This window comes from Pseudomonas sp. NFPP04 (assembly GCF_900113815.1).
GTDB lineage: Bacteria > Pseudomonadota > Gammaproteobacteria > Pseudomonadales > Pseudomonadaceae > Aquipseudomonas > Aquipseudomonas extremorientalis.
Genome location: NZ_FOQS01000011.1, coordinates 152973 through 166130 on the forward strand (window position 1 = coordinate 152973; position 13158 = coordinate 166130).

12 protein-coding genes, 1 other RNA gene and 1 pseudogene are annotated in these 13158 nt (G+C 58.7%); 7 read left to right on the forward strand and 7 right to left on the reverse strand.

Annotated features, from left to right (window positions below; translation table 11 throughout):
- Positions 1 to 64 precede the first annotated feature (64 nt).
- Positions 65 to 379: pseudogene (locus tag BM017_RS22000) on the forward strand (hypothetical protein); the annotation flags it as partial.
- Positions 380 to 406: 27 nt separating this feature from the next.
- Positions 407 to 1318, forward strand: a complete 912-nt coding sequence (locus BM017_RS22005) for a restriction endonuclease (RefSeq protein WP_092248345.1) — start codon at positions 407 to 409, stop codon at positions 1316 to 1318.
- A 218-nt stretch (positions 1319 to 1536) separates the two neighbouring features.
- Here the strand turns inward: BM017_RS22005 and ssrA are convergent.
- From ssrA to BM017_RS22025, 4 genes are all read right to left on the reverse strand, one after another.
- Positions 1537 to 1933: a transfer-messenger RNA gene (gene ssrA, locus BM017_RS22010) on the reverse strand.
- Positions 1934 to 2037: 104 nt separating this feature from the next.
- Positions 2038 to 2316: a hypothetical protein gene (locus BM017_RS22015; RefSeq protein WP_010206635.1), complete on the reverse strand. Its 279-nt coding sequence runs from the start codon at positions 2314 to 2316 to the stop codon at positions 2038 to 2040.
- A gap of 137 nt (positions 2317 to 2453) precedes the next feature.
- A complete protein-coding gene (locus BM017_RS22020) occupies positions 2454 to 5264 on the reverse strand; it encodes an FAD-binding and (Fe-S)-binding domain-containing protein (RefSeq protein ID WP_092248348.1) in 2811 nt (936 codons plus the stop codon).
- A 70-nt stretch (positions 5265 to 5334) separates the two neighbouring features.
- Positions 5335 to 7029, reverse strand: a complete 1695-nt coding sequence (locus BM017_RS22025) for a lactate permease LctP family transporter (protein ID WP_071489983.1) — start codon at positions 7027 to 7029, stop codon at positions 5335 to 5337.
- Positions 7030 to 7277: 248 nt separating this feature from the next.
- Between BM017_RS22025 and BM017_RS22030 the strand changes: the two genes are divergently transcribed.
- Positions 7278 to 8045 (forward strand): GntR family transcriptional regulator, encoded by a 768-nt coding sequence (locus tag BM017_RS22030; protein ID WP_092248351.1) that lies wholly within the window; start codon positions 7278 to 7280, stop codon positions 8043 to 8045.
- Positions 8046 to 8084: 39 nt separating this feature from the next.
- Here BM017_RS22030 and smpB read toward each other — a convergent pair whose 3' ends face one another.
- Positions 8085 to 8567: an SsrA-binding protein SmpB gene (gene smpB / locus BM017_RS22035; protein ID WP_058427663.1), complete on the reverse strand. Its 483-nt coding sequence runs from the start codon at positions 8565 to 8567 to the stop codon at positions 8085 to 8087.
- 166 nt (positions 8568 to 8733) lie between these two features.
- Here smpB and BM017_RS22040 point away from each other — a divergent pair, with 166 nt between their 5' ends.
- Positions 8734 to 9168: a type II toxin-antitoxin system RatA family toxin gene (locus BM017_RS22040; RefSeq protein ID WP_071489985.1), complete on the forward strand. Its 435-nt coding sequence runs from the start codon at positions 8734 to 8736 to the stop codon at positions 9166 to 9168.
- The gene (locus tag BM017_RS22045; protein WP_092248354.1) at positions 9161 to 9463 is read left to right on the forward strand and encodes an RnfH family protein; all 303 of its coding nucleotides are present in this window, start codon (positions 9161 to 9163) and stop codon (positions 9461 to 9463) included. Before BM017_RS22040 ends, BM017_RS22045 begins: the two co-directional genes overlap by 8 nt.
- A 63-nt stretch (positions 9464 to 9526) precedes the next feature.
- Here the strand turns inward: BM017_RS22045 and BM017_RS22050 are convergent, their stop codons facing one another.
- Positions 9527 to 10054, reverse strand: a complete 528-nt coding sequence (locus tag BM017_RS22050) for an outer membrane protein assembly factor BamE (RefSeq protein ID WP_071489987.1) — start codon at positions 10052 to 10054, stop codon at positions 9527 to 9529.
- Between the two features lie 98 nt (positions 10055 to 10152).
- On the opposite strand from BM017_RS22050, the gene fur reads away from it, so the two are divergent.
- The gene (gene fur / locus BM017_RS22055) at positions 10153 to 10557 is read left to right on the forward strand and encodes a ferric iron uptake transcriptional regulator (protein ID WP_003194220.1); all 405 of its coding nucleotides are present in this window, start codon (positions 10153 to 10155) and stop codon (positions 10555 to 10557) included.
- An 87-nt stretch (positions 10558 to 10644) separates the two neighbouring features.
- Here fur and recN read toward each other — a convergent pair whose 3' ends face one another.
- Positions 10645 to 12318: a DNA repair protein RecN gene (gene recN / locus BM017_RS22060; RefSeq protein ID WP_092248357.1), complete on the reverse strand. Its 1674-nt coding sequence runs from the start codon at positions 12316 to 12318 to the stop codon at positions 10645 to 10647.
- Between the two features lie 254 nt (positions 12319 to 12572).
- Between recN and grpE the strand changes: the two genes are divergently transcribed.
- Complete coding sequence (grpE, locus tag BM017_RS22065; RefSeq protein ID WP_092248360.1) at positions 12573 to 13133, forward strand: nucleotide exchange factor GrpE; 561 nt, start codon at positions 12573 to 12575, stop codon at positions 13131 to 13133.
- The last annotated feature ends 25 nt before the right edge of the window (positions 13134 to 13158 follow it).

Here is a 13158-nt window from a genome sequence, read left to right on the forward strand (position 1 = left end):
GCTGACGAGGTATGAACTTGAATGGGTTGGTATTGCACGCTTGCGTACGATATCGATCTAGTCGGAAGCGCTGAACGATATCTTCGGTGCCGAAGTGAGCGACGACGACTAACTGCAGTTCCTTACCGGCATCGCCCAGCGTATCAGCCGTCAGGAAGATGTGATGGCCCGGGTGAACAATCATTCGGTGGATCAAATGATGCACGGCCTGTTCCCTAAGCGCGTCCTCGATACAGTGCTGGACGCTATGACTGACCACGAGAAGCTCTCGCTGGAAGTGCTGGATAACGAAACGAAGAGCCGCGCCTTTGCGCTGGTGATTTTGAAGATGCTCAAGACCGCGGCTTCCTTCGACGAAGCCCGCGTGGGTGGCGCCTAAAGCAGCCGGTAAGATTAAGGAGCAACAGTGGCAATTCCGGACTTTCAAAGTGTGATGCGTCCAGTACTGAGCACCGTACAGAACGGTGCGCCGCTGCCGCTCAATGAGTTGCGCGAGCGGGTTGCTGATCAATTCCAATTGACCGAGGACGAACGCAAGGAGCGCCTTCCTTCCGGCCAGCAGACGGTGATCAACAACCGAGTGGGTTGGGCTCGTACCTATTTGAATAAGGCTGGGTTGCTGTGCATTCCGGCCAAGGGCATGGTGCAAATTACCCCGCGTGGCCTTGATGCTTTGGCCAATGGCCCGCAGCGCATCACAGTGAGCTGGTTGAAGCAGTTTCCCGAGTTTGCGGACTTCCATATGGCCAAATCACAATCCATTGACGCTCCCGCCCAGTTGAACGTCGGTATTGCTGAAACCACGCCAGACGAGCAGTTGGCCGAGGCGCACCAGGCTTTGATGCAGTCCCTGGCAGATGAGCTGTTGACGCAAGTCCGGCTAGCCACTCCCAGCTTCTTTGAGCAGTTGGTAGTCGATCTCATGATCGCCATGGGTTACGGCGGTTCACGTAAAGAAGCTGGTAAGGCGACCCAAGCGACCAATGATGACGGTATTGACGGCATCATCAAAGAAGACAAGCTCGGCCTCGATGTGATCTATCTGCAGGCTAAGCGCTGGGCCAACACAGTTCATCGTCCTGAGATCGACAAGTTTATCGGCGCACTGACTCGCCAGCGTGCACGTAAGGGCGTGTTCATCACCACCTCAGAGTTCTCCGAGGGTGCCCGCACTGCGGCGTTGGGGTTGGATATCAAAGTGGTATTGATCGACGGTGTTGAGCTGGCGCGATTGATGGTAGAGAACAATCTTGGCGTGAGCGTTAAGCAGGTGTACGAAGTGAAGCAACTCGACAGTGATTACTTTGCGGGCGAGTGACCGCTTTGAGCTGACGGTCGGAAAGGCGGGTTGTTTGAGCGCACATGAGAAGTACTCCATGCCACTTTGGTATTCCCAAGATTAGCTCCGGGAAGCAGGGAATACCAAAACCACCGGAACTCAAAATTCGTCCATGGAAGCCACTGGCCCTGAACCCTTGATTTCACTGGATTTCAGGCACAAAAAAAGACGTCCTTAGACGTCTTTAGATGATGAATTGGTGGAGCCGGGGGGATTTGAACCCCCGTCCGCCAGTACTCCGCTGTCGGTACTACATGCGTAGCCGTTTCTATTAAGTTAACCCTCAGCGACCCGAAGGGCAGGGTGCTTTGGGCGAGTTGTGTAAGTTTTAGCCGCTTCGTCCACAACGTACTGCACGGCGATTCTGTTCTATATGACAATCACTTTGGGTTTACAGACATCCCCTGGTGATTGCTGGACCCGAAGGTACCAGAAGCTCAGGGCTAAGGCTGCTTACGCAGCGAGAGCGAATTCCTGGCCGTAGTTTTCGTCATTGGCAACTATAAGAAGTTGCAACAGTGGATTTACGAGTTCTGTTACCAACTCGGCATGCACCTAAAGTTTCGCGACCGGCGTCGAATCCTAAACGGCCCCGTGCTTGTAACTCGTTGTTTCTTAGTGAGTGACAAGCCTATGCAGTGTACGCCAAACACTCGCGGAAGGCCAACCCGAAGGTTGGTCTTCCGCTATGGCGCTGCCTATTGGCCGCCTTTTTCGCTGTTCTGCAGGTCTTGCAGCGCCTTCGAGGTGATCTCGATGCACTTTTTGTCATCACCCGCGGCGTGGGCCGCCTTGGCCTGGGAGACGGCGGTGTCTATCTCGCCGCTTTTACCACTGGTGTCGGTGGCGAGCAGCGCTTTGCCGTTGTTGATTTTGTCCAGATTGATTTTGCACAGATCGGGCTCGCCCGCCGCGAACACAGGGGAGGCCAGCATCGCAGCGGTAATGAACAAGCCAGCAAGAGCGGAACGCTTCATAGGGTATCTCCTTGCGCAAAAGGGCTCGACGCTGCTGGCGTTCAACCGCTGCCAGCGACATCACTGATAAACCTCGCTTGGCGAGGCCTATGCAGATGACTACGCCGGCGCGCAGGGGTTCTGTTTTTTTTGCAGGCTCAGTGAGCGCGGGCCTGGGTGACGCGGTCCACCAGGTAGACCAAGCCGTGATAATCGATGCCGCCATGCTGGCTCAGGCCGATCTCACAAGTGCGGCTGGTGGAGATGCCTTCGCTGCAATATTGCACCGCATCCTTGAGGGTGCGCAGTGAGTGGGCGTTGAGTTCCGGTGTGGTGAAGCCCTTGTCGCCGGCGAACCCGCAGCAATGAATGCCTTCCGGGATCACCACGGTGTTGGAGCAGCGGCGAGCGAGGTCGATCAGGGCCTGGCTCTCGCCCAGGTGCTGGGTGCTGCAGGTGACATGCACCGCGATGGGGGCTTCCTGGGGGGTGAAGTCGAGGCGGTCCATCAGGTGCGTGCGGATAAATCGTACGGGGTCGTAAAGATCCAGGCGCGTTTCGCCCAGGTCCTGCACCAGGCGCAGGGTGCAGGGGCTGGTGTCGCAGTAGATCGGGTCGAGCCCGCCACGGCTGGCGTGGAGCAGTGCGCCGATCAGTTCCTGACGCTTGTGTTCGGCCTGTTCGGCGTAGCCTTTGGAGGCGAAAGGCTGGCCGCAGCACAGGCTGTCCTGATTGTCGGGGAATACGACTTGGTAACCGGCTTTTTCCAACAGGTTGCGGGTTTTGTCGTACAGCGACATCTGCTCTTTATCGCCCGCCGCCGGGCCCATGGCGCGTGAGACGCAGGCCGCCAGGTAGACCACCCGGGGTCGCTCGTCCGTCACCGCCGGGCTGAAGCGAATGGCTTTCTCCGGCTGCGGCATGGCGTTGGTCCACTGCGGAATCTGCCCCTTGGACAGCTTGGTCACCCTGGCCGATAGCTTCGCCAGGCGCGGGGCGCCCAGCAGCATGCGTGCGCCATTGGCCACATGCAGTGTAAAACGCGCGCCTTGCAGCGCGGTGGCGAAATGCGTGGCGAGCCATTCGGCGGTTTTCGTACGGTCAGCATCGCGGCTGCGCAGCTTTTTCACCAGGTCGCCGGTATTGATTCCTACAGGGCAGCGCTGGGCGCAAAGCCCGGTGGCGGCGCAGGTGTCGATGCCCTGGTACTGATAGGCGGCTTCCAGCTCAGCGGTGTCGATACCAGCGCGTTTTTTCGCCTGGATATCGCGCCAGATCACGATGCGCTGGCGTGGGCTCAGAGTCAGGCCTTTCGACGGGCACACCGGTTCGCAGAAACCGCATTCGATGCACTTATCCACAAGCTCGTCGGCGGCAGGCAGCGGCTTGAGGTGCTTGAGGTGGATTTGCGGGTCTTCGCTGAGCACCACGTCCGGGTTGAGAATGCCGCTGGGGTCGAGCAGGCGCTTGAGTTGCCACATCAGTTTGTAGGCGTCGCTGCCCCATTCCAGCTCGACGAACGGGGCCATATTGCGGCCGGTGCCGTGTTCGGCTTTCAGCGAACCACCGAATTCCACCGCTACCAGTTGTGCCACGTCGTCCATGAACGCTTGGTAGCGTGTGACTTCTTCCGCGCTGTTGAATCCTTGGGTGAACACGAAGTGCAGATTGCCTTCCAGCGCGTGTCCGAAAAGTATCGCTTCGTCGTAGTGATGTTTGTCGAACAGCTCGATCAAGCGATTCACGCCGATTGCCAGTTGTTCGACCGGGAAGGTCACGTCCTCGATGATTACCGTGGTGCCGGTTTTGCGCACGGCGCCGACGGCGGGAAAGGTGTCTTTGCGGATCGCCCACAGGCGGGCGTTTTCCACGGGGTCTTCGGTGAAATCGACCTGCTTCTCGACCGGAAACTGGGCCAGGGAAGCCATGATCAGCGCCAGTTGCTCGTGCAGTAACGACGAGGACGCTGCACGCGACTCGATCAATAGGGCGCAGGCATTTTCCGATAGGTGCTGTACGAAAGCGGGCATGCCCGGCTTGTTCTGTACCGAGCGCATGCTGCGACGGTCCAGCAGCTCAACGGCCGAAACGGGTTGGGTCTTGAGGACGGTGACTGCATTGCAGCAGGTTTCGACGTCCGGAAACACAATCAACGCCGAGGCTTTGTTGGGGTGATCGATCACGGTGTCGTAGGTGACCGCGCTGATAAACCCGAGGGTCCCCTCGGAGCCCACCAGCAGATGGCTGAGGATATCGAGGGGGTCGTCGAAATCCACCAAGGCATTGAGTGACAGCCCGGTGGTATTTTTCAGACGGTATTTGTGGCGGATCTTTGCCGCCAGTTCAGTATTTGCGCGGGTCTCGCGCCCCAGTGTCGCTAGACGCTCAAGCAGCGCGCCGTGCTGTTCGCGAAACGCCGCCACGCTGGCTGCGTCTTCGGTATCCAGGCGGCTGCCGTCAGCCAATACCAGGCGTATCCCGGCCAGGGTGTGGTAGGTGTTCTGCGCCGTGCCGCAGCACATGCCGCTGGCGTTGTTGGCGACGATGCCGCCGATTTTGCAGGCGTTGATCGACGCTGGGTCCGGCCCGATCTTGCGCCCGAACGGCGCCAGCCATGCGTTGGCCTGGGCGCCGATCACGCCGGGCTGCAGGCGGATTTGTGTGCCTTGGCCGCGAATTTCGCGGCCATTCCAGTTGTCCCCCAGTACGATCAGCACCGAGTCGCTGATGGCTTGCCCGGACAGGCTGGTGCCAGCGGCACGGAAGGTGACTGGAACGTGGTCGCGTTGAGCCAGTTGCAGCAGCGCGACGACTTCGTCTTCCGACTCCACGCGGATTACCAGTTGTGGGATCAGTCGGTAAAAACTGGCGTCGGTGCCGAAGGCGAGGGTGGAAAGCGGGTCGTCGAAGCGTCGATCTTTCGGGATCAGTTGTGCGGCGTCGCGCAGGAAAGCAGCAGGCAGGCTCATCGGTCCTCCAGAAATAGCAGACGCCGGAACCGTTGTCCGGCGTCGATTCTTACCCTATTGCATGCAGGTCTCAGTGCACCAGCATACCGGTGAACCAGTAGGCCTGGGCCAGGGTGATCAGCCCGACGATGGTGGCAAAGAACAAGCTGTGCTTGAGGGTAAAGCGGAACAGGTCGGATTCCTTGCCCACCAGGCCGGTGGCGGCGCAGGCCACGGCGATGGATTGTGGCGAGATCATTTTGCCGGTGACGCCGCCGCTGGTGTTCGCGGCAACCAGCAGGGTGTCGTTCACACCGATCTGATGCGCAGTGGTGGCTTGCAGCGAGCTGAACAGGGCGTTGGACGACGTGTCGGAGCCTGTCAGGAAAACTCCCAGCCAGCCGAGGAAAGGCGAGAAGAACGGAAAGGCTGCGCCGGTGCCGGCCAGTACCAGCGCCATGGTCGATGACATGCCGGAGTAGTTGGTGACGAAGGCAAAGGCCAGCACCATGCCGATGGACAGGATCGGCCAGCGCAGTTCGTAGAAGGTCTCTTTTAAAGTGGTAAGACCAGTCTTGATGTCGATCTTCAGTACCAGCATCGAGATCAGCGCGGAGAAGAAAATCGCGGTGCCGGTCGCGGAAATCGGGTCCAGCTTGAACACGGCCGGAATCGCAGTGGGGTTGGTCACGATCGGTGCGACCTTGATCACCAGTTGATCCAGGTGCGGGATCGCAAAGTTGAACACCCAGCTGTACATCGAGCCACCGGCGGCGAACATCGCCTTGAACGGCTTGAGGGTCCAGATGGTGACCAGCACCGTGAGAATCAGGAACGGCGACCAGGCCTTGAAAATCTGCACCAGGCTGTAGGGCGAGACAGTCGTGTTGCGCGGCAGGCCGAAACCGCCCGCACTCGCGGTGACCGCAGCGCTGGATGTGGCGCCGGCTATCTGTGCGCCCGCAGTGCGCTTGGGCTGCCAGACTTTCAGGAACAGCGTCAGGGAAATCAGGCTGGCCAGGGCCGAGGTGATGTCCGGCAGTTCCGGGCCGATGAAGTTGGAGGTGAAGTACTGGGTGATGGCAAAGCTCAAGCCTGCAACCAGAGCGGCCGGCCAGGTTTCACGCACGCCGCGCAAGCCGTCCATCATGAACACCAGCCAGAAAGGCACGAACAGCGACAGCAGCGGCAATTGGCGGCCGGTCATGGCGCCGATCTTGAACGCATCAATGCCGGTCACTTGACCTGCAACGATGATCGGGATGCCCAAGGCGCCGAATGCGACAGGCGCGGTGTTGGCGATCAGGCACAGGCCGGCGGCGTACAGCGGGTTGAAGCCCAGGCCGACCAACAACGCTGCGGTGATGGCCACGGGGGCGCCAAAACCGGCCGCACCTTCCAGGAAGGCGCCGAAGCAGAAGCCGATCAGCAGCACTTGCAGGCGTTGGTCATCGGTAATCGACAGGACCGAACTGCGGATGATCTCGAATTGGCCGCTTTTGACCGTGAGTTTGTAGAGGAACACGGCCGCGACGATGATCCACGCGATAGGCCATAGGCCGTAGGCAAAGCCGTAACCGGCGGCGGCCAGCGCCATGTCCACCGGCATCTGGAAGGCGAAGATCGCCACCAGGATCGACAGCGCCAGGGTGATGCTGCCGGCCACATGCCCTTTGAGGCGAAACACGGCCAGGGCCAGGAAGAAGAATACGATCGGGATGACGGCCGCCAGTGCGGACAGGCCGAGGCTGCCGAGCGGGCTGTAGAGCTGTTGCCAGGTTTGCATATGGGGTGGCCCCTGATTGTTGTTGTTTGGTCAGCTTGGATAATTGGTAATACCAATTTACAATCGCTGTTGGCTAGAGTAAAAGCCTTGCCAGGGGCGTGTCAATTTGCCGCTTGCGAAACTTTGGTCGTAGGTCGGTGTGCAGGGGGCTGATCGGTTGAAAGGAAGGCGTTCTGATAGGTGCCGCAAGCGCTGCGATAGGCCAGAATAGAGCCCCGGCGAGTGGTCGGGATGGTGGAGAGTGAGTGATGGGGTTTGATCAGGTGCGTCAGCGCCGTTTGTCTGACGATATTGTCGAGCAGCTTGAGGGCATGATCCTCGAGGGCACGCTGAAGTCGGGCGAGCGCTTGCCGGCCGAGCGCGCTTTGGCTGAGCAGTTCGGGGTGTCGCGGCCTTCCTTGCGCGAGGCGATCCAGAAGTTGGCGGCCAAGGGTTTGCTCGTCAGCCGTCAAGGCGGTGGCAATTATGTGGCTGAGTCCCTGGGCTCCACGTTCAGTGATCCGTTGCTGCACCTGCTGGAGAACAATCCCGAGGCCCAGCGTGATCTGCTGGAGTTTCGTCAGACCCTCGAAGCGTCTTGCGCCTATTACGCCGCGCTGCGCGCCACGGAGGTTGATCGCGAGCGGCTGACGGCGGCGTTCGAGGTGCTACAGGATTGCTACACCCGCTGCGATGAAGTGAGTCGAGCGGAAGAGGGCGCGGCCGATGCACGGTTTCACTTGGCGATCGCCGAAGCCAGTCATAACGCCGTGTTGCTGCACACCATTCGCGGTCTGTTCGACCTGCTGAAACGAAATGTGGTGACCAACATTGGTGGCATGTACCAGCAGCGTACGGAAACCCGTGACATGCTGATCAGTCAGCATCGGGATTTGTACCTGGCGATTATCGAAGGTCGCGCCGAGCAGGCGCGCGAGGTTTCAACACGTCACCTGCTGTATGTGCAGGAAGTGCTGGAGGAAGTACGTCAGGAAGTTCAGCGCGTGGCGCGTGCGGAGCGGCGCAAGGGGATGTAGCCGAGGGGGGGGGCGCCCACGGCTGCATCGCAGCAAGGATTATTCTTCCTTGCCCTTGTTGCGCACGGCGCGATGCAGTTCGCGGTTGGAATCACGTTCGCGCTCGGAATCACGCTTGTCGTATTCCTTCTTGCCCTTGCCCAGTGCGATTTCGCACTTGACCAGGTGCTTGCTCCAATACCAGGACAGGCAGACGCAGGCATAGCCCTTCTGCTGTACAGCGGCTGCGAGCTTTTCCAGTTCGCGGGCATTGAGCAGCAGCTTGCGCGTACGCACCGGGTCGGCGATCACGTGGGTGCTCGCGGTGGTCAGCGGGGTGATATGACTGCCGAGCAGCCATGCCTCGCCATCCTTGAGCAGCACATAACTGTCGACCAGTTGCAGCTTGCTGGCACGCAGACTCTTTACTTCCCAGCCGGCCAGGACCAGACCAGCCTCGAACCGATGTTCGATGAAGTAATCGTGTCGCGCCTTTTTGTTTTGCGCGATGGTCCCTGTGGGGTGTTTCTTTTGTTTAGCCATAGGGGCGGCATTATAGGGAGTTGCGAGCGTGTCGGCTACGGTCAACCTGCGTGCTTGAGCGTGTTGGATGAATCCCGGACAATGCAGGCAGTTCTCTGGATTTTTTCTTTCGCGGATCGGGCTGTTTTTTCGCGATGTTTGCCTCAGCTGTGGAAATAACGCACACATGACGACGCATATTCAACGTTCAGCGCTGCTGCCCTATCCGGCACAGGCGCTCTATGACCTGGTCAACGACGTGGCGCGTTACCCGGAATTCCTGCCGTGGTGCTCAACGGCCGAGGTGCTGGAAAGCAGTGATGACCACATGGTCGCCAGTGTCGGGGTCGCGAAGAGTGGCCTTAGTCAGCATTTTGTTACGCGTAATGTGCTGGTGCCCGGTAAGTCCATCGAAATGAATTTGCAGGAAGGGCCGTTTACCCAACTGCATGGCGTATGGGTGTTCAAGGCGCTGACGGATAAGGCCTGCAAAATCAGCCTGGATCTTTCTTTTGACTATGCCGGGCCTATTGTGCGGGCGACGTTGGGGCCGTTGTTCAACCAGGCCGCCAATACCCTGGTGGATGCATTTTGTCAGCGAGCCAAGCAACTGCATGGTTGAGATCGAAGTGGTGTATGCCGCCGAGGATCGCCAAGTGTTGCTCGCGGTGTCGGTGCCGGTGGGCACCCATCTGCGTGCTGCAGTGCAGGCGTCCGGTATTGCAGCGCGATTTCCCGAGCTGGATCTAGCGAATTGCCCTTTGGGGATATTCGGCAAGGTGGTTGCGGATGCCGACGTGCGCGCAGTGCAGGCCGGTGACCGTATTGAGATTTACCGTCCGTTATTGGTGGATCCGAAAGAGGTGCGCCGGCTCCGCGCGGCCAAGGCGGCCCTGGCCAAGCAGCAGCACCCATAGGCCAGCCAAATGGCAGGCAACAAAAAGCCCGGCATGCCGGGCTTTTTGTTGAGCGCCGCACACTTACTGCGGGCTGGTGTCCAGAGGCTGCGGCGTCGGGACGGGTACTGTCTCCACCCCGTCGACGTCTTTCTGGATCTTGTCAAGCAAGGAGCCAGGCTTGGCCGGTACTTCGGACTTCGGCTTCTCGCCTTCCTGCGCAGGCGCAGTCACGTTGTTACCGTTATCCTTGCCAAGCAGGGCTTCATCACGGCTTACGCCGGGCATGAAGTCGCCGGACAGGCTGACAAGCTGGTCATTGCCATTGAAGATGACACTGACGCGCTCCTGCTGGCGTTCACCGCCACCTGGTTGCAGGCTGTAGAGATAATCCCAGCGATCGGCATGGAAAGTGTCGGTCAGCAGGGGATTACCCATGATAAACCGTACTTGCCGTCGGGTCATTCCGGGGCGTAACTGGTCTATCATGTCCTGCGTGACGACATTGCCCTGCTGGATGTCGATTTTGTAAACCCCGGGGAATGAACAACCGGCGAGTGCGAGCAGTCCCACAAAGGTGAAACTGGTTAGCAAGAGCTTGGTGTTTTGCATCGGTGGGCGACTTCCACTATCTTGGCTGGGACAACGTAAACGCCGATCATACCCGTATTAAGAGAAGCTGCGAAGCAGCATCCGCGAGAAAGCTAACCATGGTTGAAAATAGCGAACTACGCAAAGCCGGTCTCAAAGTGACTCTGCCACGAGTCAAGATTCTACAAATGCTCGATTCTGCTGAGCAGCGCCACATGAGTGCCGAGGATGTCTACAAGGCGCTGATGGAGTCTAATGAGGACGTTGGTCTGGCCACGGTTTACCGTGTGCTGACCCAGTTTGAAGCCGCTGGGCTGGTGGTTCGTCATAATTTCGACGGCGGTCATGCAGTGTTCGAATTGGCTGACGGTGGTCATCACGACCACATGGTTGACCTGGATACCAACGAGGTTATCGAGTTCACCAGCCCGGAAATCGAAGCGTTGCAGCATAAGATTGCTGAAGAGCATGGCTTCGATCTGGTTGACCATAATCTGGTCCTGTACATCCGTAAGAAAAAGTAACAAGCGCTGCAGATTTACGCTGCAAAACGATCGAAGGCGACCTCAGGGTCGCCTTCGTGCTTTCTATAAAGAAGGAATGTTGTTCGCTCAGGCCTTTGCTGCCACGACCATTTTCTTCGCGTGCGCCAACGACTCCTTGGTCAAATCAATACCGCCGAGCATGCGCGCCACTTCTTCCACACGTTCGGATTTGTTCAGCTTGGACACGGCCGTGTGCGTCGCATCATTGCCGCGTACCTTGTGCACAAACAAGTGTTGATGACCTTGGGCTGCCACTTGCGGTAAGTGGGTGACCGTCAGTACCTGGCCTCGATCCCCCAGGCGTCGCAACAGTTGGCCAACAATTTCTGCTGTCGGCCCGCCAATGCCCACGTCAACTTCGTCGAATACCAGTGTCGGTACCCGGGAGGTTTGCGCGGTAATCACCTGGATCGCCAGGCTGATCCGCGAGAGCTCGCCGCCGGATGCCACTTTTGCCAACGCCTTGAGCGGCTGCCCAGGGTTGGCGCTTACCAGTAGTTCAACCTGCTCCAGTCCGTGGGGTTGCAGCTCGTTGCTGGTGTTGGCGTGCAGTTCGATGGTGAAGCGTCCGCCCGGCATGCCCAAGCGTTGGATCTCCAGCTCTACTGCGCTGGCCAGGCCGGTCGCGGCTTGTTGGCGCAGGTCGCTCAGTTCGCGCGCTTTCTCCTGGTAATGACGAGCGAACGAGGCGAGTTCTTCGCCCAGTCGTTCGATGGACTCGTCATTCGCATTCAGGGTCTCGATTTCATCCAGCAGCTTTTGCTGCATTGTCGCCACTTCGGTGGGCTGGATTCGATGCTTGCGCGCCAGGGTATAGATGGTGTCCAGGCGTTCTTCTATTTCCTGTAGGCGTGCCGGGTCGGCATCGAAGTGATCCAGGAAGCGATTCAGTTCGCCGACCGCTTCCTCCACCTGAATCTGTGCACTGGTGAGCAGCGTCGTAGCTTCGCTCAGCGAGCCGGAGGCATTGTTCACGCTCGACAAGCGATTGAGGCTGGCAGTCAGTGCATTGAGCACGTTGCCCGAGTCGCTTTCACTGCATTGCTCAACCACCTGGCGACAAATACCCAGCAGGGTTTCTGCGTTGGTGAGGTTCTTGTGTTCCTGCTCAAGCTGCTCCAGTTCGTTCTCGCCCAGGCCCAGGCTCTCCAGTTCTTCGAGTTGATAGCTGAGCAATTGATGGCGAGCACGTTGTTCATCGCCGGAGTTGGAGAGTCGCTCCAGTTCCTGGCGAGTCTGGCGCCAGCGCTGGGCGGCCAGTTGCACCTGGCGGGCAAGGTCTGTGGCGCCGGCGTATTCATCTAGCAGGCGGCGATGGGTGTCGGTCTTCAGGAGCGACTGGTGCTCATGCTGGCTGTGGATATCGATAAGCAGCTCGCCCAGGGCTTTCAGGTCGCCCAGTGGGCAGGGCGTACCGTTGATATAGCCGCGAGAGCGACCCTCCGCCGTGATAACCCGTCGCAGGATGCACGGGCCTTCATTATCAAGGTCGCGTTCGGCCAGCCAGGTTTCGGCCTCGGGAATATCGGCCAGGTCGAAGGTGGCCAGGATATCTGCCTTGTCTGCGCCGGGGCGCACCACGCCGCTGTCGGCGCGATCACCCAGGGTGAGACCCAGGGCATCAAGCATGATCGACTTGCCGGCGCCGGTTTCGCCTGTGATTACGCTCATCCCGCGATCCAGTTCGAGATCCAGGTGCTCAACGATGGCGTAGTTATGTACGGACAGGTGCACGAGCATGACGGCCGCTCCCAGGCTTTAAGTCTGGTTATTTATACAGTGTTTTGTTCGGAGCTGACAATCCTGGCGTTTAGCTCGATTTGCTTGAATAGATGTGTTTTTTAGCGCGCTGAGGAATGAAAGAGCAGGAATTGATCCCGGTCATGGGAAAGACTTTTGGTAACGCCTACGCCCTTGAACCTGGAAATTGTGGCCCCATATACCGGAACAGAAGCGCGAGTTGAGTTCGCGCATGATTTTGAAAGGAGAAAACTATGGCTGACGAACAGACGCAGGATACGCAAACTCCAGACGCCAATTCGGCTGTCGGCGACGAGCTGGCAACTCGCGTGCAAGTGCTCGAAGAGCAATTGGCGGCTGCGCGGGATCAGTCTTTGCGTGTTGCCGCCGATCTGCAGAACGTCCGCCGCCGTGCCGAGCAGGATGTAGAGAAGGCTCACAAGTTCGCACTGGAAAAATTCGCCGGTGACTTGCTGCCGATCATCGACAGCCTGGAGCGTGGTCTCGAGTTGTCCAATCCGGATGACGAAAACATCCGCCCAATGCGCGAAGGGATCGAGCTGACCCTGAAAATGTTCCAGGACACCCTGAAGCGTTATCAACTGGAAGCCATCGATCCAACCGGCGGCGAACCGTTCAACGCTGAACATCACCAGGCCATGTCCATGCAGGAAAGCCATGACCTGGAGCCTAACAGCGTGCTGAAAGTGTACCAGAAGGGCTATCAGCTCAACGGTCGCCTGCTGCGCCCGGCGATGGTTGAGGTGAGCAAGGAGCCTGCAGCGGTTGCGCCTTCTATTGATGAGCAGGCTTGAAATACGCTGTAAAGCCCCCATCTAT